Origin of the sequence: Microcoleus sp. OTE_8_concoct_300 (assembly GCF_031383065.1) — a bacterium.
Taxonomy (GTDB): domain Bacteria; phylum Cyanobacteriota; class Cyanobacteriia; order Cyanobacteriales; family Microcoleaceae; genus Microcoleus.
On the sequence record NZ_JANMZH010000794.1, the window covers coordinates 1 to 23,692 of the forward strand.

At 45.9% G+C, this 23,692-nt stretch carries 18 protein-coding genes and 1 pseudogene; 12 read left to right on the forward strand and 7 right to left on the reverse strand.

The genetic code is table 11. The annotated features are described in order from the left end of the window. Window positions 1-183, reverse strand: a pseudogene (locus ACUVJL_RS35400) (photosystem II D2 protein (photosystem q(a) protein)); the annotation flags it as partial. A gap of 572 nt (window positions 184-755) precedes the next feature. Here ACUVJL_RS35400 and ACUVJL_RS35405 point away from each other — a divergent pair. From ACUVJL_RS35405 to ACUVJL_RS35440, 8 genes are all read left to right on the forward strand, one after another. Then, a complete protein-coding gene (locus ACUVJL_RS35405) occupies window positions 756-1,322 on the forward strand; it encodes a photosystem I assembly protein Ycf4 (RefSeq protein ID WP_445250094.1) in 567 nt (188 codons plus the stop codon). Window positions 1,323-1,491: 169 nt separating this feature from the next. Further along, window positions 1,492-2,274, forward strand: coding sequence for a peptidylprolyl isomerase (locus ACUVJL_RS35410; protein ID WP_445250095.1), 783 nt, complete (start codon window positions 1,492-1,494; stop codon window positions 2,272-2,274). 202 nt (window positions 2,275-2,476) lie between these two features. After that, entirely contained in the window at window positions 2,477-3,691 is a 1,215-nt protein-coding gene (locus ACUVJL_RS35415; protein ID WP_445250096.1) for a beta-ketoacyl-ACP synthase, read from the forward strand. A gap of 337 nt (window positions 3,692-4,028) precedes the next feature. Beyond that, window positions 4,029-5,138 (forward strand): ATP-binding protein, encoded by a 1,110-nt coding sequence (locus tag ACUVJL_RS35420; RefSeq protein ID WP_445250097.1) that lies wholly within the window; start codon window positions 4,029-4,031, stop codon window positions 5,136-5,138. 272 nt (window positions 5,139-5,410) lie between these two features. Further along, window positions 5,411-7,288: a DNA mismatch repair endonuclease MutL gene (gene mutL / locus ACUVJL_RS35425; protein WP_445250098.1), complete on the forward strand. Its 1,878-nt coding sequence runs from the start codon at window positions 5,411-5,413 to the stop codon at window positions 7,286-7,288. A 154-nt stretch (window positions 7,289-7,442) separates the two neighbouring features. Continuing rightward, entirely contained in the window at window positions 7,443-8,195 is a 753-nt protein-coding gene (locus ACUVJL_RS35430; protein WP_445250099.1) for an SGNH/GDSL hydrolase family protein, read from the forward strand. 130 nt (window positions 8,196-8,325) lie between these two features. Next, window positions 8,326-9,150, forward strand: coding sequence for a SirB1 family protein (locus tag ACUVJL_RS35435; protein WP_445250100.1), 825 nt, complete (start codon window positions 8,326-8,328; stop codon window positions 9,148-9,150). 792 nt (window positions 9,151-9,942) lie between these two features. Then, window positions 9,943-10,560, forward strand: a complete 618-nt coding sequence (locus ACUVJL_RS35440) for an alpha/beta hydrolase (RefSeq protein WP_445250101.1) — start codon at window positions 9,943-9,945, stop codon at window positions 10,558-10,560. A gap of 136 nt (window positions 10,561-10,696) precedes the next feature. On the opposite strand, the gene ACUVJL_RS35445 is transcribed toward ACUVJL_RS35440, so the two are convergent. Beyond that, a complete protein-coding gene (locus ACUVJL_RS35445) occupies window positions 10,697-11,161 on the reverse strand; it encodes an SRPBCC family protein (RefSeq protein ID WP_333126071.1) in 465 nt (154 codons plus the stop codon). A 147-nt stretch (window positions 11,162-11,308) separates the two neighbouring features. Here ACUVJL_RS35445 and ACUVJL_RS35450 point away from each other — a divergent pair, with 147 nt between their 5' ends. The 3 genes from ACUVJL_RS35450 to ACUVJL_RS35460 all read left to right on the forward strand — a co-directional run bounded on the left by ACUVJL_RS35450 (window position 11,309) and on the right by ACUVJL_RS35460 (window position 15,146). After that, window positions 11,309-12,526 (forward strand): RNA-guided endonuclease InsQ/TnpB family protein, encoded by a 1,218-nt coding sequence (locus ACUVJL_RS35450; protein ID WP_445250102.1) that lies wholly within the window; start codon window positions 11,309-11,311, stop codon window positions 12,524-12,526. Between the two features lie 84 nt (window positions 12,527-12,610). Continuing rightward, window positions 12,611-14,284 carry a mechanosensitive ion channel gene (locus ACUVJL_RS35455; RefSeq protein WP_445250103.1) on the forward strand — a complete coding sequence of 558 codons (1,674 nt, stop codon included), beginning with the start codon at window positions 12,611-12,613 and terminating at the stop codon, window positions 14,282-14,284. A gap of 103 nt (window positions 14,285-14,387) precedes the next feature. Then, on the forward strand, window positions 14,388-15,146 hold the full coding sequence (locus tag ACUVJL_RS35460; protein ID WP_445250104.1) for a Uma2 family endonuclease: 759 nt from the start codon (window positions 14,388-14,390) through the stop codon (window positions 15,144-15,146). Between the two features lie 29 nt (window positions 15,147-15,175). Here ACUVJL_RS35460 and ACUVJL_RS35465 read toward each other — a convergent pair whose 3' ends face one another. The 3 genes from ACUVJL_RS35465 to ACUVJL_RS35475 form a co-directional block, all read right to left on the reverse strand. Beyond that, on the reverse strand, window positions 15,176-17,818 hold the full coding sequence (locus ACUVJL_RS35465; protein ID WP_445250105.1) for a polynucleotide kinase-phosphatase: 2,643 nt from the start codon (window positions 17,816-17,818) through the stop codon (window positions 15,176-15,178). 445 nt (window positions 17,819-18,263) lie between these two features. Continuing rightward, the gene (locus ACUVJL_RS35470) at window positions 18,264-19,658 is read right to left on the reverse strand and encodes a 3' terminal RNA ribose 2'-O-methyltransferase Hen1 (RefSeq protein ID WP_445250106.1); all 1,395 of its coding nucleotides are present in this window, start codon (window positions 19,656-19,658) and stop codon (window positions 18,264-18,266) included. An 80-nt stretch (window positions 19,659-19,738) separates the two neighbouring features. Next, the gene (locus tag ACUVJL_RS35475) at window positions 19,739-21,211 is read right to left on the reverse strand and encodes a GTP-binding protein (protein ID WP_445250107.1); all 1,473 of its coding nucleotides are present in this window, start codon (window positions 21,209-21,211) and stop codon (window positions 19,739-19,741) included. A 393-nt stretch (window positions 21,212-21,604) separates the two neighbouring features. On the opposite strand from ACUVJL_RS35475, the gene ACUVJL_RS35480 reads away from it, so the two are divergent. Continuing rightward, window positions 21,605-22,432, forward strand: coding sequence for a CPBP family intramembrane glutamic endopeptidase (locus tag ACUVJL_RS35480; protein ID WP_445250108.1), 828 nt, complete (start codon window positions 21,605-21,607; stop codon window positions 22,430-22,432). Window positions 22,433-22,676: 244 nt separating this feature from the next. Here the strand turns inward: ACUVJL_RS35480 and ACUVJL_RS35485 are convergent, their stop codons facing one another. Then, a complete protein-coding gene (locus ACUVJL_RS35485; RefSeq protein ID WP_445250109.1) occupies window positions 22,677-23,054 on the reverse strand; it encodes a HEPN domain-containing protein in 378 nt (125 codons plus the stop codon). Next, a complete protein-coding gene (locus ACUVJL_RS35490; protein ID WP_445250110.1) occupies window positions 23,044-23,508 on the reverse strand; it encodes a hypothetical protein in 465 nt (154 codons plus the stop codon). Before ACUVJL_RS35490 ends, ACUVJL_RS35485 begins: the two co-directional genes overlap by 11 nt. Between the last annotated feature and the right edge of the window lie 184 nt (window positions 23,509-23,692).

Sequence of the window (23,692 nt, forward strand, 5' to 3'; positions counted from 1 at the left end):
GTGGGTGTACCAGGAGGTAACGAAGGTGGTGCCTGTTAACCAGCCACCGATGGCCATGTAGGCGCAGGGGAATAGCAGGATGCCAGACCAGCCTACGAAGACGAAGCGATCGCGTTTGAGCCAGTCGTCGAGTACATCAAAGATGCCTCTTTCGGTCTGGGCGCGTCCGACTGCGATTGTCATAAAAAAAACTGGGTAAGTGGGAAACGAGCGTGTCTTCCGACCTGAGAGGAAAATAACGCGGCGATTTCAATCGCCTTGAATCTTTCCCCTTTCGGGGTTGGAGGGGTATGGTTGCCCCTCCGATGAGGTATGGTTGCCTCAGTCTCCCTTGCGGGGTAATGTTCGCCTCGACCTGGTTATAAAGGCTTGTTAGACCTGCGACACTGTTTCAGTGACTTTAAAACTGTTTAATCGCAGGTGACAGAGCGGAAAACTGGCGTCGCATTCGCCGGTGTCGTGACCTAAATAACGTCTCCTCTTGCGAGGGGTCTGGTCAGAACAGCTTGCAATTTCTTACAAGCTCAGTGGCCTTAGCCCTTAGTTCCTGACTGCGGTAAAATCCTTTTGCTTGTTAAAAAACTAAGGTTTCTAATTAAACTTAACATAAGTATATATTAGAAGTTCAGAATTTTTCAACATAATTAGCAGAAGTTGATACACAATGCCGATCGGTCGATCGCGATCGCGTCAGCGAACTGTGACGCTCGGTGGGCTACTTGAATTAAAATTTGGCTTTAAGGCTGTTTAGTTTTATGACTGCAAAAACAACGACCTCGATGGATTCGGTCCTGCGCTACCAGGTTCTGGGATCCCGCCGCTTCAGCAATTTCTGGTGGGGGACTATTGTCAGCATTGGAGGGACTGGTTTCCTGCTGTCGGGCATTTCCAGCTACTTGCACGTGAACCTGCTGCCTTTTGCTGACCCGACTCAGCTTGTTTTCATCCCCCAAGGCATTGCGATGGGTTTCTACGGTGTCTGCGGCGTGCTGTTGGCGCTTTACCTGTGGCTGACTATTCTCTGGGATGTCGGCGGCGGTTACAACGAGTTCGATCGACAAACTGGTAACATTCGGATCTTTCGCTGGGGTTTTCCCGGCAAAAACCGCAAGGTTGATTTTACCTGCAAGACATCGGAGGTGCAATCTGTGCGGGTGGACATTAAAGAAGGTCTCAATCCCCGCCGCAGTATTTATCTTAAGCTCAAAGACCGCCGTCAGTTTCCCCTGACTAGAGTGGGACAGCCGATTGCTTTGTCTGAAGTGGAAAATCAAGCTGCCGAATTGGCTCGATTTTTGCAAGTTCCCCTAGAAGGACTTTAGGGATTTTTGATTTTTGATTGGTAAGGTTTCCTATGGTGCGCATTGCGCACCAATTCGATAAATATTGGGTGAGCACGAAGCGGTGCAAATTATCCCTGGTAAAGCGATAAATCTAGGGTGCGCATTGCGCACCTTACGTCATTGAATGAAAGTGAAAGTGAAAATACAAATGCAAATGCAAATCAAAATTCAGCGGTGGTTGTTCTCACTTTTAATAATTGGTGCGTTGTTTGTCGGGGGATGCGGTAGTTCCCCGGCTGCCAACTCAACTCCGACAGGTAATCCGGCGGGTGAAGGCATTTCTTTGTCTCCGTCTCCGTCTCCTGCTGTGGTGGCGGCGAGTTCGCAATTTAGCAATTTGCCACGCTTGGAAGGAAAAGCAACGGTGGTGATGACGGTTAAAGGTGCTCCAATTACGATCGAACTCGACGGCACAAATGCTCCAATTACTGCGGGCAATTTTGTCGATTTGATTCAGAAGGGAGTCTACGACGGGCTGGTATTTCACCGAGTCGTGCGGGAACCTCAGCCTTTTGTAGTTCAGGGCGGCGACCCCCAGGGTAAAGACCCTAAATTCCCGACGGCGCGACTGGGAACTGGCGGTTTTATTGACCCGAAAACTTCTGCAGAACGCAGGATTCCTCTGGAAATTAAAGCTAAAGGTGCTGCAAATCCGACTTACAGCGCGACGCTACAAGAAGCTGGGGTTAAGGAGAAACCCGTGTTGATGCACAGTCGCGGGGCTGTGGCTATGGCTCGATCGCAGAACCCTGATTCGGCTTCTTCTCAGTTTTACTTTACTTTGACCGATGTGCCGTTTTTGGACGGCAGCTATGCGGTTTTTGGGTACGTGAAGCAAGGGATGGATGTTGTTGATAAGATTGAAACGGGCGATCGCATTGATTCGGCTACTGTTACTGAGGGTTTGGAAAATTTTAAGGCTGCTAGCTGAAGGTAGTCAACCAATTTTGGATTTGAGATTTTGGATTTGAGATTATCCCCACGGGATCGATCCGATGGCTTGTAAATTCGGGATTTGAGATCAGGGAATTGGATTTTAGATTTGAGATTATCCCTTTTTAATCCAAAATCTCAAATCGTCGGGCCTGATTCTTCTTTTAATCCAAAATCTCAAATCTAAAATCGGCTTAGCTATGGATGTTGTTGTTACTGGAATTGGTCTTGTTTCGGCTTTAGGCACTCTGGAAACGAGCTGGAAAAGACTGCTGTCTGGAGAATCGGGAATCGAGCGGGATCAACCTTTTTTAGAACTTGAACGGCGACCTTTGGCTTTAATTGGCACAAAACCTGCCGATTTAATAACTTTAATTCGGCAGGTTTTAGCAGATGCTTTGCAAGATGCTAATTTGAGTTTGCCTTTGCCTGATTGCGGGATTGCGATCGGTTCTAGCCGAGGTTTCCAGGCAAATTTGGAACAATTGGCTAGCGTTGGCATTCGGTATTCGGAAGAAGAAAGAGGGCATTCGGCAGAAGGAAGAGGGAAGAAGAAAGAGGGAAGGGCATTACCGATTTCAGGTTACCAATTACCGATTCCCGATTCTCAATTCGTGAATTTTTTGCCTCACATGGGGGCGATGGCGGCGGCGAGGGCTATTGGCTCGACGGGGCCGGTGCTGGCGCCGATGGCTGCTTGTGCGACGGGCCTACAGTCGATCGCCCGTGCTGTTGATTTAATCCGCAGTGGTGAGTGTCAGCGGGCGATCGCAGGTGCTGTGGAAGCGCCCATTACACCGCTGACTGTGGCTGGATTTAACCGGATGGGTGCTTTGGCAAACGCTGGGTGCTATCCCTTTGATGAAAATCGGGAAGGCTTTGTACTCGGTGAAGGCGGGGCTTTATTGGTATTAGAATCGGCCGAGTTGGCAAGCCGTCGTGGCGCTAAAATTTACGGTCGAGTTTCCGGTTTTGGCTTGACAAATGATGCTTGTCATGCTATATCGCCGGCTCTGGGAGGGAAAAGTGCGATGGCGGCGGTAAATCAATGTTTGAAACGCAGCAATTTAGCCGCAGTTGATATAGATTTTATTCATGCTCACGGTACTGCAACTGAGTTAAATGACCGACACGAAGCACTGTTAATTCAGAAATTGTTTCACCCCAGAGTTACTGTTAGTTCCACTAAGGGGGCTACGGGTCATACTTTGGGAGCTTCGGGAGCTTTGGGCGTGGCTTTTTGTTTGATGAGTATTAAATATCAGATGTTGCCACCTGGCGCGGGAATGAAAAAACCGGCCTTTGAATTAGATTTTGTGCGCTGTGCGCGATCGGCTATTGTGAGAAATGCGGTTTGTTTGAGTTTTGGCTTCGGCGGGCAGAATGCTGCGATCGTTTTATCTGCCGATGGTTAATTTTTGCAAACTCGGTCGATCGGCATTTAAATTGCACCATCTCTCTACAGTTAAAATTTTGTGGGGCGGGCTCTCCGGCTCGTCGGCCCATCCAATTTAAATCAGAAAATAGTACCATATTTATGTATTTTAGTCAATTAACTGAGAAATTTGGCGATCTTGCTGGTGCTGCTGTCCTAGTCTGGCTCTGCATCCCGACGCTGCTCCTTGCGTCAAAGCCAGGGAGGCTAGAAAATAGAGGCAGATTAAAGCAGTATTGTATTTTATTAACGCACCGATGCTTATAAGCGAAAATTGAAGAAAGAAACTGTTTAAATTAAGCCTCAGGTATTTTCACATGGATCTGGCATCTCATCGATTTATGTCTTATTTTGAACCAGAGCAAGCTGCTCACCTTTGCCAAATAGCTATATTGGAGAGTTGTGATGAGGAAACGCTGGTTTTTGAAGAAGGAGAAAAAGCCGATTGTTTATATCTAGTTTTATCAGGTGAAGTCGAGTTTAGCAAGCGCCTTGAAAACAATCAATATCAAACTATTGCTGTCGCTAAGGCCGACGCTTATTTTGGCGAACTCGGAGTTTTAGACGGCGAGCCTCGCAGTGCTAGAGCTGTGGCAGTTGCAGGCTCGACTTTTGCCAAAATAGATCGCGAAGAACTCATAAAAACTCTCCAGTCTGCTAAAGGTAGTTCGGTACTGGAAATGTTTAGTTTCATTATTCAAAAATTGCGGGATACCACGGATCAATATGTTGGTCAGTTCGTACACAAACAAAAAATGGTATTGGTAGGAGAAATGGTGAGTACAATTATTCACGATTTTAAAAGTCCTTTTACGGGAATTAAACTTTCCAGCGAAATGCTAAAAGAAATGCACCCGGATGAGGAAAGTCAGGAGTGGTGCGAACTTATTCAATTGCAGGTTCAGCGAATGTTGGGGATGGCTGAAGAAGTATTAGAATTTTCGCGCGGCAATTCTGTATTACATAAAAAACCAGTTAATCTAATCCAGACTTTGCAGCAGTTTGAAAAGTTGAACAGAGTTTATTTTCAGGCGGCAAAAGTAGATATGGTTATACGGGTAACAGAAGTGATAGTCGAAGCGGACGAAAATAAGATTTTACGCGTTTTGCAAAATTTAGTTGGGAATGCTGTTGAAGCTTTTGGCGGGCGCGGAGGTCTGGTAGAGATTGCTGTGACGCAAAGTGAGGAGTGGGCAGAAATTACCATTTACGATAACGGCCCGGGGATTCCGCAGGAAATTAAGGAAAAGTTATTTGAACCTTTTGTGACTTATGGCAAGCGGACTGGTACTGGGTTGGGAACGGCGATTGCTAAGTCTATCGTTGATGCTCACAAAGGGGAAATTACTTATGAGTCCGAGGAGAAAAAAGGAACAACTTTTTACATCCGCTTGCCGAAAATTATGGCTTTAGCAGAGCAAGTTTAAGTAAGCTGTTTACCATTTAAATCTCAGAGGCTATCTAAGCAAGTATTGGGTTTCAGCCTTTGAAATACGCAGTTTAAATGCTAAATAGCTTAGGTAGGCAGATATATACGATTGACTTTCTCACGCTTGCCTCAGAAACTTGGTTTATGAGTAGATATTCTGTTACCAAACAATATTTTTCTAAGAAACCGGGTTTAAGAGCGTCAGTCCTAATACTGTGTAGCGATTTTCAGAATCAAGTAGAATAGAATTAACGAAGCGCTAAAAATCTGATGCGAGTTACTATTCAAACCTTACCCACAGAAGTTATCGATTTAATTGCCGCAGGCGAAGTGATTGACTCGATCGCGGCTGCGGTACGAGAATTAGTTGAAAATTCTCTGGATGCTGGCGCAACTCGCATCGTTGTTTCTGTCTGGCCCGAACAGTGGCGGGTGCAAGTTGCAGATAATGGTACAGGAATGGATCTGGAAAATTTGCAGCAGGCGGCTTCGCCTCACAGTACGAGCAAAATTACCACTGAAGCTGACCTTTACAAAATTGATACTTTGGGATTTCGTGGGGAAGCTTTGCACAGTTTAGCTCAGTTGGGCTGTTTGGAGGTTTTGAGCCGATCGAATGATTTGGGATTGGGCGATTTTTGGGAAAATCGAGAGTCGGCGCCAAACCCCCCCAGCTCATCATTGTTAAAGGGGGGAGCCCAAAATGCTCGATCGGGCTGGCGGGTGGTTTACAATAACGCAGGTGAAGCTGTGGAGGTGGAAACAGCGGCGATCGCTCCGGGTACGGTGGTGACAGTTGATAATTTGTTTGGCAATTGGCCTGTGCGTCGCAGTTTTTTGTCCGCAGCACAGCAAATGCGATCGATACAATCAATCCTCCAGCAAATTGCTATTTGTCACCCGCACGTTAATTGGCAGTTGCGTCAAGGAAATATCCCTTGTTTCCACGTAACTCCTGGTAGCACCGCGGAACACATTTTACCTCAATTTGTGCGCGGCGTGCGAGGGAGCGATTTGCAGTATTTAAAGTTAGATTTGCCTGGGAGTCCTGAAAATCAGAAAGCAGCAAATTTATTGCTAGAAACTCAACTTGTTGGATCTACAGTTAATCACAATTACCAATTACCGCTTGCCAGTTCCCAATTTCCAATGCCCAATTCCCAGTTTTTAGAATTAGTAATTGGTTTGCCCGATCGCTGTCACCGCAGACGGCCGGATTGGGTGAAGGTGGGGGTGAACCGGCGAGTTGTGCGATCGCCGGAATTAGAGCAAACTATTCTCAGCGCCTTTGCCCGCACTTGTCCGCGCGATCGCTATCCGGTGTGTTTTGTTCACCTGCAAATCTCCCCCTCGTCCATCGACTGGAACCGCCACCCGGCTAAGGTTGAAATTTATCTGCACGATCCGAGTTTTTGGCAAGCACAAGTTAGCGCGGCAATTGCTCGTGCTTTGCATTTAAACGATGAAGTTTTGCCGCCTGCCCCAATTCCCGAGCGAGTGGGAAAATTACTGAAGGCATCGGAACAAAAAAGTGCTTACACTGTCGGGATTTCGGCTAGGCAGAATGATGAAGGTGGCGAGCAGGAAAAAGCTAATCAAATAGGATTGATGGAATTGAGGGCGATCGCTCAAGTTCACAATACTTACATTGTTGCCGAACATTCCAGCGGAATGTGGTTAGTCGAACAACACATCGCTCACGAGCGCGTTTTGTACGAGCAATTGTGCGCGGCTTGGCAGCTAAAATCTCTCGAAAAACCCGTGATTCTCAGTCAATTATCTGCGCTGCAAATTGAAAATTTATCCCGCTTGGGTTTGTCCGTAGAAACTTTTGGCGAACAGCTATGGGCTGTCCGCGAAGTTCCTGAATTATTAGCTGATCGAGATGACTGTGCGGATGCGCTTTTTGAACTCAGTAAAGTCGCAGATTTGCAAGCTGCTCAAGTTGCTACTGCTTGTCGCAGCGCTATGCGCAACGGTACTCCTTTGAGTCTTTCCCAAATGCAAAATTTGCTGGATGAATGGCAGCAAACTCGCAATCCGCGCACTTGTCCTCACGGCCGCCCTATCTATTTTGCTTTGGAAGAATCGACTCTGGCTCGGATTTTCCGCCGCAGTTGGGTGATTGGTAAAAGTCACGGGATTTGAAGGTTAAAAGTTAAGCTGTAAGGTGCGCTTTACATAGAGGAATGTTTTTTTTTGAACCGCAGAGGGCGCAGAGAACGCAGAGAGGAAGAGAAGAGAGATGTTTGTGGGTTGAGGCTATTAATGACTGTATAACTGGATATTAGGGCATGAAAGTATGAGGAATATTGCAGTTTTATCGATTTTTTTGAATGTGATTTTGCTATCTGTTATTTTGATTTATGCCTGGAAGCGTGGCTATTTGGGCAGAATTTTGGTAATGGCTAATGCCAATTATTTAGAACTGCCGACGGATACGCTAAGTTCTCAGTCTGGGTGGCAAGATGAGGTACAATATCAAGTTGCTGTGACTCAGAATACTCGGATAAAAACTTGTTTTTTGGGGGATTCGATAACTTCGATGCTGGGAAATACTCTGGGTGACAATTCTTTCAATTTTGCGATCGGCGGGATGAGTGCGATTTCTCAGTTGGAACAGCTTAAGTTTTTAACTGCTGCTAAGGTTAAGTGCGATCGAGCGCTTATTGCGCTGGGTACAAATGATGCTATTTATAAAACTATGGAGGAGCATTTTTTCAAAAATATGCAGCAAGTAATCGGGATTGTTAAGAATGATCTGGGGGCGAAACAGGTGGTTTTGCTTCCGGCTTTTTACTCGACTTTTGAGGCCAGCCGCGATGTCAGTGTGGCGGCTCCTATCAAGAGAGTTGATCGGTTTAATCAGTTGATTCGTCAAGTTGCTGTTGTCGAAAAGTTATCTGTTGATGATGCAGCCGTGCAGCCGTTATTTGAGGGCAAAGCTTTGAAGGCTAATTTGACATCGGATGGTGTTCACCTCAATCTCGATGGGAAAAAAATCTATCGTGAAGGTTTATTAAAGATAGTGGCTGATTTAGATAAAAAAAATTAAAGTATATTATTGAAATAATGCACTTTTTTTAATTTTTTTTAGCAACAGGCAAGATGTCTGTTCCACAACAAAAATTGCCTGTTCATGATCTTGGTACAAAATGTCAATTAAAATCAAATAAATCATAAATATGGATTTTCCCAGAGCGCGACAACTATTTTATCAAGAAATAAATCAGCCGGATGGCTCGATCGACCTGGCGAAAGCTGCCCTTTACATGGCTTTGGAAGAATACCCAAATTTAGAGCCTCTTGAGTATCTCAACGCTCTCGACACGATCGCAGATGAAGTGCGCTCACGCCTGCCGGCACAGAATTATCCGCTGCGGATCATTCAAACTATTAACAGCTATTTATACGGGGAGTTGCAGTTTGCGGGCAATGATGCTGATTATTACGACCCCCGCAATAGCTTTTTGAATGAAGTGATCGATCGGCGTACTGGCATTCCCATCTCTTTATCTTTGGTTTATTTGGAGGTTGCTAAGCGGATTGATTTTCCGATGGTGGGAATTGGGATGCCGGGACATTTTTTAATTAGACCGGATTTTGAAGATGCTGGCATTTTTGTTGATGCGTTTAACGGGGGCGAGATATTATTTCCTGAAGATTGTCAAGCCAGACTTTCTCAAATTTACGGTCAACCTATGGAGTTGCAGCCGGCTTTTCTCGCCCCGGTAAGTCCCCGGCATTTGTTGGGGCGAATGCTGGGAAATCTGAAGGCGATTTACTTGCAACAGCGAGATGCTTTGAGGGTGCTTTTGGCGATCGAACGGATTTTGCTGCTGTTTCCCGAGGCGCTAGGGGAACGGCGCGATCGCGGAATTCTCTACTATCAAGTTGGCCGCTTGGCCGAGGCGCGCCACGATTTGGAACTATACCTGAGAAATGCTCCGAATGCTCCTGATGCTGCTACAATTCGCCAATTGGTCGATCGGCTCGCTCGGGATATGTGAACTTAAATTCGCTATATATCGCACACTTTGACACTCCCGGGCCTGAAGGCGTGGGGATTCTTAATTCATCGACTAACCTTTAAGCGCTATGTCCTTGCGGCAATTCTTAAACCTTTCAACCGTACAAAATACCAATTGACGAGTTCAACTCACAGCAACCCCAGAGGGTCTATCTCCAAAAGCGTACTAGGATATGAACCTAGAGTTCGGGTATGCCCTACCCTACTTAACAAATGAACCAAATTATTTGTTTTCTGGTAAAGAGAATGCGTTGATTCTCTAGCTGTTTTAAGAGTATTCGCTGCTCTGGGTCCAACAATTTATGCCTAAAAGTGTGTCTTAACTGTTTCACGATGGCACAGGAGTTTAACCTTGACTATTTTAGTATACTACAAATATCAGCAGTTCCCTGATTTTTAGGAAGGGATTTAAGAAATTAAAGCCGTCCTAGAAGGACGGGGTTTTAAACCCAATTTCCAGATAAACTGCTGCCCCACGGGCAAAAGTCGCTTTTATAAGTTTTGCAAAGCTATATAAAATTGTCTAATATCATAATTTAACATATAAATTCTCAATTAACACCTATCTTTTGATAGGTTAAATTTGCTTGACATGACTGTAAAATCATAGGTCATTTACGGAAATCCCCAGTCCACTTTCCCGACTGATACCTGCAGAGACGATCGATCGAAAAAGTATTTTGACGTAAAGAGGCACAAACCTATGAATTTTCAGTTTCCACAAAGTTATCTCAACGGAATGCAACCGCAGTCACCCCATTTAACAAAAAAAATGTCAAAGTCTTTATCATTAGGTTTGGCACTTTTGGTGGGAACAAGTGCAGTATTCCTGAGCGGTGGCAAAGCTTTTGCGTTAGACAATGTTACCGTAAAATACGGTGCTGTTGACGTAACATTACCGATGAGCGACTTGCAAAGCTTGGCACAAACCGGCAAAGCATCATCTCAACTGCAAAGCGTTCTGAGTCTTGCGAAACAAACTCCTGAGTCTATGCGCGAAATATTAACGCGAGAAGTGCCTTTAGATTCCCAATTAGTAGGGCGGCTGGCAAATACTTATTTTGGGGAACTTGTTTTCAAACAATTGGGCGAGGTTGCTTATACGCCGGCAACTCGGACTCAAAGCGCGTCGGCCCTGCGCGATGCTTTAGTTGCAGCTTCCAAAGATGGCAAAATATCACTGGTGGAAGTGATGCAAAATTACAGCCCGGCTGCCTTAGAAGTTGACGGTAATCAAGCTATGGCTATCTACCAGCGAGTGATTAAAGACGTGCAAGATTTGCAAGCTATGTATCAGAATTCCCCAGCTTTGCAAAATACGGCCAGCCAAGCCGTGAATTCGGCGAGAGAAATGATTTGTCAGCCCAATCCATCGGGAAGGGCGAAGTAAATAACTGAAGTTGCAGGGAATTGGGTATTGGGTATTGGGTATTGGGTATTGGTGCTTTTTTTCCTATTAGCTGTGAGTTTTCAGCTATTACCAATTACTCATTAGCAATTACCGATTACCAATTACCCATTATCCATTACCCATTACCCATTTTTTGAGATAGTTGCTCGGCTACCCGCTTAAGTCGGCGGAGTTGGTCTTTCATGTCTTTCTGCGTCCAAGGGGCTGCAAATTGATTGAAACCAAATCTAATTAAACGATTGGGAATTTGAAATTCAAAGCGGTTAATCAAGAGAGTTCCTTGGATTTGGGGCTGGCATTCCCAGCGATCGCATCCTTTGAAAAATCCGTCAAACCCCCACACAATTAAACCGGGTTGTCGCTCCAACACCACACTCTCTAAAGTGGGTTGCAAAACCGGAATTTTTATGATAAATAAGCTGCGACTTCCTACAGCAGTATCCCATTCGCCCTCGGGATCGCAACGCAGCAGGGGGTTGAGCCACTTGTGCATCAAAGTGCGATCGACTATACAGCGCTCCACCAAGGTAGCAGCAGCGCGAATTTCAATGGATTGCTCGAAAACTTGACGAATTGACATGAGAACCTGCAACAACGAGGGTATTACAAAACTTTGCTTACTTTATAGTCCTTTATTTACTTGTACCGTCAATTTTTCCAGAAATTAAAAGATTGACACACTCATAAATACAGTGTATCATCTTGATTTAAAGTATATATACCGATTATGCAGTTAGTCGAAAGGCACGTCATTAAACCAAATCATAGGTTTTATCGAGAAGCCGATCGACTGTCTTGGCTGTGCAAAAATCTTTACAACAGCGCTAACTACATCTACCGTCAAAACTTTTTCGCCACCCAACAAACAAACGCTCTGGCTGTGTATCACGCGCTCAAAACAAGTCCTGATTACAAAGCACTGCCGGCAAAGGTAGCACAAAGCACGCTCGGTTTAGTCCTCAAAGCATGGACTAGCTATGATCTGGTGGTGCGAAACTATCAGGAAGACCCAACTAAATTTAAAGTCGCACCGAAAAACCCTCATTATAAAGGTTCACGAGATCGAAAAAGAGAAGACGGACGCTATGTAGTTGTATTTAATTGTCAAGCTGTCAGCAAAAGAGCCTTAAAAAAAGGATATGCTCGACCCTCTGGGACTAATATTTGGTTGCCCTCAAAAGTTACCTCGATTCTGGAAATCCGGATTGTTCCCAAGGTAGGTTGTTATGTGGTCGAGGTCGTCTATGAAAAGTTAGAACAGCCTTTACAAGTTAATCAGAGGGTAGCTGCTATAGATTTAGGATTAAACAATCTGGCAACATTAACCTACAATGTTCCTGGGTTAGTACCGACAATCTTCGACGGACGGGCTGTTAAGTCAACCAATCAATACTGCAATCAAGTTTCATCGGTCTTGAAATCATTGCTGCCCGCCGCGCAAAAAACCAGTAAAAAACTCGCAAAATTGTGGCACAAGCGTAACGGTAAAGTGGATTACTACCTCCACACGACGAGTTCCGCAATTATTAAAGAACTCGTTAATCATCAAATTGGCTTGCTGGCTATAGGCTGGAATCAGGACTTCAACGATGGGATTAAGACTGCCAAGGTTAATAATCAAAATTTTGCCTGCATTCCCCATCGCCGATTCGTGCAAATGTTGCAGTACAAAGGACAAATTGCGGGAATTAAAGTTGTGTTAGTAGAGGAGAGTTACACATCCAAATGTTCAGCCTGGGATTGGGAACCAATTCAAAAACATTCCGACTACATTGGCAGTAGGGTAAAAAGAGGATTGTTCAGAACCAAAACTGGACGCTTCATAAATGCCGATGTAAACGGTTCTTTGAATATTGGCCGAAAAGCAGTCGGAGATGGGTTTATCCCTAATTCGATAGAGGGTTTTGTAGTTAACCCAGTACGATTAAAAGCGTACAAACATTAAATTTAGGCGATGTCTAGATTTTTTGGAACTATTATTAAAGTTTCGTCTTTTCCCTGTCAAATCTGACGTTAACCTGAGAAAAAAATGAATGAAACTTGGCAAGAGATAACTCAACCGATATCGGGTCAAATAGCGGCTTTGTCCGATCGCATTTTGGCACAGGCCCAGTCCGGGAATCCGCTGACAGACGCCGAACGCGGAATTAACAATTTCATTCAGGGCTCAAACCTTGAAAATCTCCTCTGGGCCGTCGGTATCCTGCTAGTTGGCTTGATAGTATCAGCCCTCGTCTCATCTGTAGTGGGGGGATTGCTCAAGAAGACTACGATCGATAACCGACTCGCTGCTTGGATTACCGGCCGCCCGGAGGGAGCAGGAGCCCCGCAAGTGGAAAAATGGATTTCCTCCGCGGTGTTCTGGATCATTTTTATCTTTTTCCTGGTTGCCTTTTTCAACCGGCTCAATCTAACGGCCGTCTCGCAACCGCTCAATACTTTTCTCAATCAAATAGCGAATTTCTTGCCGAAGTTAGCCGCCGCGCTAATTTGGTTGGGGATTGCTTGGGTGTTGGCGACTGTCGCCAAAATGGCCGTATCGCGGGTGATGCGGACTTTTAGCGTGGACGAGCGCTTGAATCAGGAGGTGGGCACTGCGTCCAGCGAGCGCCCTTTGCTGCTGAGCGATACTGTGGCGAATGCGCTGTACTGGTTCATCTTTCTGCTGTTTTTGCCGCTGATTCTGGAAGCGCTGCAATTGCAGCAGGCTCTGCTGCCTGTTAATAATTTGCTCAACCAAATTCTGGCGGCAATTCCGAAAATTCTGGAAGCTGTGCTGATTGGGTTTGTGGGCTGGCTGCTGGCTATGGTGGTGCGGCGGATTGTCACGAATCTGTTGGCTGCTGCTGGGGCGGACGGTTTGGGCGCTCGGTTTGGAATTTCGCGGAATGCGGGCGGACAATCGCTGTCGTGGATTGTCGGCACGATCGTCTATGTTTTGATTTTGATTCCAACGGCGATCGCAGCTCTCAACGCTTTGGATATTCAGGCGATTTCGCAGCCTGCAGTCGCGATGCTCAACGACATTTTGAGCGCGGTTCCCAAAATCTTCACGGCAGCGCTAATTCTGGCGGTTGCTTACATTTTGGGGCGTTGGGTAGGCGATTTGGTGACTAATATCCTGAGCGGAATTGGCTTTAACAATGTCTTTTCTTGGTTGGGAGTGCAGCCGAAACAGCCGCTTCGGCTAACGCCGAGTTCGATCGATCCGGACGCAACATTACTTCAGGAACCGGAACTTCCGGCCCGCACGCCTTCGGAATTTGTCGGCATTGTGGTGCAGGTGGGCATCATGCTGTTTGCTGTGGTGGCGGCTACCGACGTGCTGCGGATTCCAGCGCTGACGGCGATTGTCAGCGGTATTGTCCTGGTTGCAGGTAGGGTGCTTTCGGGTTTGGTGGTATTTGCGATCGGCTTGTATTTGGCGAATCTGGCCTTTAGCTTGATTGCCAGTTCTGGCACTCGCCAAGCGCGGCTTTTGGGCCAAACGGCTCGGATCGCGATTATTGCTTTTGTTTCGGCCTTGGCGCTGCAACAGATGGGCATTGGCAGCGATATTGTGAATTTGGCTTTCGGGCTGCTGCTCGGGGCGATCGCAGTTGGCATTGCTCTAGCTTTTGGTTTGGGCGGGCGCGAGATTGCGGCCGACCAAATTCGCGAATGGTTAGCGTCGTTTAAACAAGATAAGACGCCGCGTTTGTAACTCTATAAAAAGGCGTTTGTACTTGACAAACGCCTTTTTTTTATAAAAAAATAATCGGTCGTCGGCTAAAATAAAAATAACCAGCATTGAGGAGACTTAAATCATGACTGTTTTAACTTCTCTCGAACAAGAAGAAATCCAATATCCCAGTAGTGACGGAGAACCGATGGCGGAAAGTGACATCACGCGCGATTACATGACTTACGGCGTGGAAGCTCTGAAGCTGCACTTTCAAGGGCGATCGGATGTCTACGTGTCAGCAAATTCTTTCGTCTATTACGAAGAAGGCAACAAAGCAGCAGTAGTTGCTCCCGATATCTATGTAGTATTCGGAGTCAGAAAACGCCAAAGAGATAACTATAAAATCTGGAAAGAAGCAGGGATATCCCCGCAGTTTGTCTTAGAAATAACCTCAGAAACAACTCAAGATGTAGACCAAGAAACCAAACCAGAAATCTATGAAAGTTTGGGAGTAAGGGAATACTTTCAGTACGATCCGTCTGGGCATTATTTGAATCCGATATTGCAAGGATTACGTTTAGTCAACAACCGATATGAGCCGATTCCTGTCAATAATATCGCCTTCGATACGCTGTGGCTGTACAGCGAAGTATTGGGACTGGAATTGCACTTAGTCTCTGGAGAATTGAGGTTTAGAAATCCTCAAACAGGAGAGTTTCTGAAGACTTACCAGCAATCCGAACAAGCGCGGCTGGCCGAACAACAAGCACGGCTGGCGGCAGAATCAGCATTGCGCTCGCTCATTTCTCACCTGTTAAATTCTGGAATGAATTTAGAGCAAGTTGCACAAATGATGAATTTATCGCCATCGGAAGTTGAACGATTAATAGCGGAAAATTAATGAGCGATCGCCTGCTTTCTACCTTCCGATTACAGCCTCGGATCGACAGGTTCGCTCTCCATCGCTAAAACTCCGAAAACGCACTCGTGAACTTGTCTCAATGGAGCACCTGCAACAAATCGCTCCAATGCTTCTACACCGAGAGCAAACTCTCGCAACGCCAAAGAACGCTTGCCGGAAAGTCCGCGCGATCGCAATTTTTCTAAATGTTCCGGCAAAGAATATTCCAGACCATAAATAATTCGCAAATACTCTTTACCGCGACATTTTACCGCAGGCTGTACGAGTCCTTTGCTATTTTTCACAATAAAATCCATAGGTTTAACAACCATTCCTTCGCCTCCCGCCAGCGTCAGTTTTTCCCACCATTGAATCCCTGCGGATCTGCTGTCAAAATCGGCAATTTCAACTATTTTGTATTCAGTAGCTAACAGGAATTCAGGGTCAGCTTTACAAATTTGTGAAATCTGTTCCATGTGCCAACAGTGATTTTTGTCAGTGTGAACAGTGCCCTCGGTTGCCAAGATGTGGAAAGGTGCTAATTTGAGGTCCAAGAGCGATTTCACTGGCCAGCAGTAGCGCTGATAGGCATGAACATAGCGATCGGCTAGTTCGGCTCGCTCTTGGTAGCTAGTCAGTAAAGAATTAATTTCAACTCCCCGCTGGTTTGCCTGTTCTAAGTTCTTAATCGCCTCCGCAAACCCGTGACGAGATGCTGTTCCCACGGCGGCGTATTGCTCTTTCAATAAACCTTGAGCTTTGGCTGACCAAGGCATTAATTCGCAGTCCAAACACACCCAATCGGTTTGAAATTTATCCCAAAAATTGCTCGCAGTGAGAGCGACATTTACCCGCGCTAAAAATTCTCTTTCTAAGGTAGAATTATCGAAAAAATGCCGTCCCGTGCGGGTGTAGCAAATGCCCCTACTCTCGCTGAGAATCCCAAAGCGGCGTAAAGCTGCCGATGCGTCGCGACAAACAATCATAACTGCACGGGAACCCATGTGCTTTTCTTCGCACACAACTGTCGATATGCCCTGCTGTTGGTAGTAGCTAAATGCTTCGGCTGGATGTTCTAAAAGTCCTGGTTCTTTGGAGGTAGCAGCGGGAGACATTGTGGGCGGCAAATAAATCAGCCATTTGGGATTGGCTGCAAACCGACTCATTACTTCTAGGGCGGCGATCGCATTTTCTTCTTTAATCGTAATGTTACTTTGCAGGCGAGTTGAAATAATGCGTTTTCCCAGTACGTCGCTAATGTCCAGTACGTCATCAAACTGCTGTTGGGCGGTGAGATTCACTGCCGCCAAACCGCTATTGATAACGGGTGAATTCATGTCTCTATTGTTAAGTGGAGTTGGGCTGTCTTGAAAGAGGATCGGTTTGGCAGGTTCGCAGTAAATTCTAGCAGCAGGAACGCTGAGAAATTCTCTTTCGGGATACCGCAAAGCTGTTAGTTTGCCCCCGAAAACGCAGCCGGTGTCAATATCAACAGTATTGTTCAACCATTCTGTTTCTGGAACGGGGGTGTGTCCGTAAACAACCGCTGCCTGACCTCGATATTCGGCGGCCCAATTATAGCGGACGGGCAAGCCGAATTCATCGATTTCGCCAGTTGTTTCTCCGTACAAGGCGAAATCTCGAATGCGGCCCGATGCGCGTCCCTGAAATTCAGCTTTCATCCCGGCGTGGGCGACGACTAATTTTCCGCCATCGAGGACGTAATGCCCAATTAAACTATCTAAAAATTGGCGAATTTCTCGTACTGCTGATTCGCGCAATTCCTCTGGTAAAGCGGCAATTTCTGCTAAGGTTTGTTCGAGTCCGTGGTTAATTTTGACATTTTTGCCGTTGAGTTTTCGCAGCAGTTTGATGTCGTGGTTTCCAGGTACGCACAAAGCTGTTTCTGCGAGTACCATGTTTCGCACGAGTTTGAGGGTGTCGAGAATGCGCGGACCTCGATCGACCAAATCGCCCAAAAACACTGCTTTACGGCCCTCCGGGTGCGCGTAGGTGGGAAAATTCCCCAAATCGGATTCGCTGGATTTTTCGATAATTTGATAGCCCAACTGTTGCAGCAATTGCTCCAATTCGTCGCAGCAGCCGTGAACGTCGCCGATAATATCAAAAGGGCCACGATCGTGTTTGCGGTTGTTCCACAGCGGTTGTCTTTCGACTTCCACGGCCTCGATTTCCTCTGGAGAACGGAGGACGTAAACGTACCGAAATCCTTCCCTATCTAGAGATTTGAGCGATCGCTTTAAATTCTGAACGTGGCGGCGAATTACATGATTTCCAAAATTGCGGTTTGGACGTTGTTGATTGCGATCGCCACACAATTTTTCTGGTAAATCTAGCACAATAGCAACCAAAAAGCAATGGTACTTTTGGGCTAATTCCACCAAAAATTTGCGACTTTCCGGCTGAACGTTGGTGGCATCAATCACAGTTAGCTTACCTGCAGCCAGACGTTTAGCAGCGATTAAATGCAATACTTCAAAAGCATCAGCGGTGGCCGCTTGATTGTTTTCGTCGTCGGAAACCAGACCGCGGCAGTAATCCGATGAAATGATTTCTGTAGGTAGGAAATGCTGCCGCGCAAAGGTGGATTTGCCGGAACCGGATGCACCGATGAGAACGACTAAAGATAGTTCTGGAAAAGTAATTTTCATTTTTTAATAATATAGATTTTTTACTCGTTTTACTCGTTACTCGTTACCAGGCAGAGCCTGGTAACGCATATGCAGAGGCTCTGCCTCGAATTCTCATCAAACCTCGCGAGGCAGAGCCTCTGGGCATCGGTTCCCAGGAAGTTCCTGGGAACCAGTGAATATAGATTTTTTACTCGTTTACTCGTTACCAGGATATTCCTGGTAACGCATATCCAGAGGCTCTGCCTCGAATTCTCATGGAACCTCGCGAGGCAGAGCCTCTGGGCATCGGTTCCCAGGAAGCTCCTGGGAACCAGTTAATAGATTTTTTACTCGTTTACTCGTTACCAGGATATTCCTGGTAACGCAGATCCAGAGGCTCTGCCTCGAATTCTGATCGAACGAAAGCGAGGCAGAGCCTCTGGGCATCGGTTCCCAGGAATATCCTGGGAACCAGTTAATAGATTTACATCTCGAATATTGCCATTTGCGTAGGCGAACCTACTTCTAAATCTTCAGTTCCCACACAACGAAACTCTACCCCACAGCCAAACCGTTCGGCAACCCCATTCGCCCAAGTTTGAAATTCGGCCCTTGTCCACTCAAAGCGGTGATCCCGGTGGCGAAATTTGCCCGCCGGCAAGTTTTCAAACCTAACGTTATATTCAATATTTGGAGTTGTGACGATCGCACTTTTGGGTCGGATAAATTCAAACAAAACCCGCTCAAAAGCAGCTAACCGTTCTAAATCCAGATGTTCGATCACTTCAATTACCGTCGCCGCATCAAAACCAGTCAAGCGACTGTCCCGATAAATCAGCGAACTTTGAATTAGTTGAATGCGAGATTGCTGTGCGGGAGACAATCGATCGATTTGCAAACGTTCCCTGGCAATTTCCAATGCCCGAAAGGACACATCGACGCCTGTAATTTGTTCGATCGAGCTTTCTTGCAAAAGCAATTTCAGCAGTTTTCCCTCACCGCAGCCCAAATCTACCACTCGCTTAGCACCACTTTGCTTTAAAACCTCCGTCACAGCTTCCAAACGCTGTTGATTCAAGCTAATGCGCTGTTCTAAAACTTCCTCTTCTTGCTGATGAGAAACTTCGAGTTCCTCAGGGTCGATATTATCTTCTTCTGCTAACTGTGCCACAGCAATTCGCGTCAGACGGCGCTGGCGTTTCAGATAGCGGTTGGCAATTTGTTCGCGGGCGGGATGGGCGTTCAACCAACCTTCGCCGTGATGCAATAACTTCTCGATTTCATCATCGCCCACCCAATAATGTTTGTCGTCATCCAACACGGGAATTAGCACGTAAAGATGGCTTAACAAATCCGCCAAACGAACTGTATTTTGCAGTTCCACAGAAAAGTAAGGACTCGCGCCCCACTCGGGAAATTGCTCGTCAAGAATCAGGGGTTTGGCTGCGACTTGATAGCCAAGCGGCTCAAACATTTGCCGCAGGAACTTCTCGCCACCGCGACAGGGCAAAACCGACAGATTAACTGTCAACGGAATAGCTGTTTCTGCGAGTTCTGGGCGGTCTTTGCAGCGACCGGATAGAGCTGTACTAAAGACTTTGGCGAGGGCGACAGACAGAAACGAAAAGGCAACGTAGGGGCGATCGTTCACGTATTGTTCGAGAGGGCGATCGCCGGATTTCGACTTGCCCCGCACCAAACCAACCGGATCGACATCTAAGAGTAAAGCTGCCGTGCACCTTTCTGCATTTGCCTCTGGATAAAACACGCTGGCTTGCCCGAAAGTCATCGGAAAGGATTGATGGCGATCGGGATGTTTGTGCAGCAAATAACCCAAATCTGTAGCAGGGACGCGAGTTGTAGATATGGTTAATAACATAAGCTATTAATTTTTGAAATTATCTGCGTTTATCTGTGTTTATCTGCTTTATATCTGCGGTTGAATAATTCCCAAAACAATCACTGAAATTTCTGTTTTTCCACACTTCCCAAATTTAACTTAGCCCGCAACTCCTCCTTAATCCGATTTAAAATAGAATCCTCATCCAAAGAAGACAAAATCTTGCTCACCACAGCCTTTGGCCCATCATCTCCCCAAGAAGCACCATTAGCCAAATAAGCCTTAGTAACTTGACCGATACCGTAGGAAGAAACCCCCGCGATCGCAGCTTGCGTCAGCGCCACAGACAAATAAGGCCCTAAAGCCAAACCCCCCGTCGCTGGCGTCGCCAAACCCAACAATCCTTTCAACGAGCTCAAACCAAAATTAGCCAACAATTCACCTGCCGTAATCCCCCCCATACTAATTGCAATCTTTTGCAGCAATTCCACCGCGCCCGCTTCCGTCATCGCAATGCCGTAAACTTTAGATAAAGTTAATATCATCACCACATCAATTACCGCACCGCTAACAATATCAACTACAGTAATTGGATTAAGTGCGATCGCCACCGATTTCGTCATTACCGCGTTCCAGATAATTCGATTAGCCGCGTCATCTCGAATTTCCATTTTACGCTGCACCAACTGCTCGTTAATATCCCCCGCACAGAGCATCGTATTCAGCGCGACCAAAGATTTGCCTTCTCGGTCTAAAATCTCCAAAATCTTTAATTTTAAATCTTGCACTTGTGGCAAACTGCGAGTCATTTGCACGCCCATACTTCCGTCGGGACGGCGCACCGCCCTCGCCGTCAAAGGGGAAGCCGCCGCCATCACAATTTCATCGGGAGACAACAATTCTCTCACGCGATCGTCTCGAATTTTATGATAAATTGCCAGCCTGTCTGCATCAGGATACTGGTCAATTTTATTAAACACTAATAACATCGGTTTCCCGGCTTCCCGCAACTGCGAAAGTGCTGCGTATTCCACCTTTGTAATGTCGCCAGCAACTACAAACAAAATCAAATCTGCTTGTTTAGCAACGCGGCGGGCTAAAAGTTCGCGAGTTTCGCCGTCAACTTCATCTATTCCCGGAGTGTCGATTAATTCAACTTGCGACAAACGGTAAATAACTGGCGAAAGTCGTAGCGTAGCGGGGCGTAAGCCATCGGGCAAATTCTCATCAATTCCCTCTCCGACATCCCACTGGCCGATAGTCGTCGTGCGAGTCACCCCGTGAGTCGGGCCAGTTTCAAACACATTTTGACCTAGCAGCGCGTTCAAAACCGAAGATTTTCCCCTTCCCACCATCCCAAACACAGCTATTTGCACGCAAGCGCGCTCTAGCTTGTCGAGCATTTTCTCCAACCCGCCAATTTCCGGTTCTAGTCCAGTTCGCTCTTGAACTGTCAAGTCGAGATTTTCTACTATATCTCGCAGAGCATCTTTAGCGTGGCGCAAGTTGAGTTCTGCCTGAATGTCTGCGAAGCTTAAAATTGTGTCATCTAATTCGCGATCGACATTTGAAAAATCCGAGGCTTCAGTCATCTGATGTTATAGCTTTGCTTCACTTAAAGTTTCAACCGATATGATGCCATTCTAGCTTTTTCCGTCTGCTTTGTACATTCTCTCGGATTTATCCAACTCTAACTCTCGGGTTTACCAAATTCTAACTCTCGGATTTACCAAATTCTAACTCTCGGATTTACTCAAGCCTGACTCACCCAAAAGTTCTCGCATTCACCCGCAAGCCCGCCGGGGATTTAAATCCCCGTCTTATAGCAAAAGTCGGTTAAAACCGACTGGCAACCTAAATTAGATTGTGATAAATTTCAGTCCTCTTTGAGAGGACTTTCGCTATGAGACAGGGGTTTTTAACCCCTGTCGGACTATCCGACAGACCAATAAGCCGATTTACCCAATTTCAACTCATTTACAACAATGATTAACCCTCTCAAAATCGCCAGTTATCCATTTCCTTTACGTGTAATAATTTTCCTATTCATCTTGCTAGCAATTTGGCTGCCGCTAGCAGCACCAATTTATCTCTTAGTTAAAGATAGTAACCTGGCAACTATTCTGACAATGGGATTGTTGTTTACTGAGTTTCTGTTCCTAGTGCCACGCTGGGGAAAACAGGTTTACGGACAAACCCAATTACTCAAAAGTTACGGTTTAATCAATACGCGAAAAAACGGTTTTGAACTTTTAATCGGATTGGCGATCGGGCTTTTGCTCACTTTCAGCTTATTTGCGGTGCAAGGGCTGTTCGGCTTAGTCGCGTGGCAAAATTCTGATAATTTGCCGAGAATCATCGCAGAAGGGCTGTTAAGCGCCCTTGGAGTCGGTTTTGCGGAGGAGTTGGTATTCCGGGGTTGGTTGCTGGACGAGTTGCAGCGGGATTACAATTATAGAATATCTCTGTGGGCGAATAGCCTGGTGTTTGCCCTATCTCATTTTATCAAACCTGTCGCGGCTATGCTGGGGAGTTGGCCGCAGTTTCCGGGGTTGTTGTTGCTGGGTTTGATTCTGGTTTGGGGAAAAAGATCGCGCCAAAATCGCCTCGGTTTGTCGATCGGGCTTCATGCAGGTTTAGTCTGGGGATATTACACGATTAACATCGGGCAGTTAGTGCGATATTCGGCATCGGTTCCCGACTGGGTGACAGGAGTTAACGGCAATCCGCTAGCTGGGGCGATCGGGCTGTTGTTTTTGAGCGTCTTGGCTTTGGGAATGCGAAAAATGTCTGAACATTCCAAAGGTTTGTAATATATCCATCAGGTGCGTCGCTATGAGATTGTTGGTATTTAGTTAAGAATTTAGGATCGCGAATTAAATAACTTACAATTTTAATTGTTATTGTGGGATGGGCGTCCCGCCCGTCCAAAAAGGACGGGCGAGACGCCCATCCCACAAACTTGTGGAAGTTATTTAATTCTCATTCCTTATCGCAGGCGACACACCCTACAACTGCTGCTGTTTTAGCGCAGGCATTATTAGATTAAATTGATATTTAGAGATTACTTAGGTTATAAATTATTTCTTGAGAACGCTTGAGCGCAATAGTAGCAATCGCAGATAATAAGGGAAAATTATCGTCATAGTCTGCTTGATTTCGATATCGGCGCAACACTGCTAAATTATCGGCAATTAATTGATATCTGGAGTCAGGATTAATATCAAATTCTTGCCAAACATAGCGGTGAATATCGCTAGTTTTTGGCAGGGAATGACCTTGTTTATCTCGCAAATAGTTCCGCGCTAAGATAAAAGCAGCATAATAGGAACGACTGATAGCATCCCTCAATCGCGCCTCCTGTTCAGCAGGAATAGTTGCTTGACCAGCAAGTTCTTTTGCTAAATTTAGGTATTGCGACCAATCAAAACTCATCAGTATATTCCAAAATCGTATAAAAATGCTCCCGAATTTCGTGGGATAATCCCCGAGACCAATTTTTACGCAATTCATCTTCTCTATCCATTGCTTCATCGGGAGCGAGGTCTGTTAAGATGATTGAGAGAACCAGATGAACATAGTTAGGGATTTCGGGGTCATTGATGACTTGAAGTAATAGTCTTTCTTCGGGGAAATAATTGCTAATTTGAACGGGTGCTTCTAGCACCACGGGAAGTAAAAACGGATATTTGTTAATAAAGTCAATGACTTCGGTCTTGTCTCGGAAAATGTATGATTTTTCTATGGTTTCGATGTCTGATTGGGAAATGAGGAAAGGCGCGACTCTTGGTGCTGATATCTTGTCTAAAATTAAGGATGCTATGGCATTTTGTTCTGCTTCGGGTAGTTGAGAGACGGTGGCAAAAGTTTCTGCTAATAGGTTATTCATTTTGTAAATCTCCTATGCGACTATTCGTGAGAAAAATCAATATTTATAATTATAATCTGTTCTGCGGTAAATCTGAAAAAAAAATTAGTTTACTACGCTGGAACCCATCCTAAATCAGCACCAACTCCTCCGTAAATAAACCAGACTATTTCAGCAGACTTGTCTCTACAGAAAGCATTGGCAA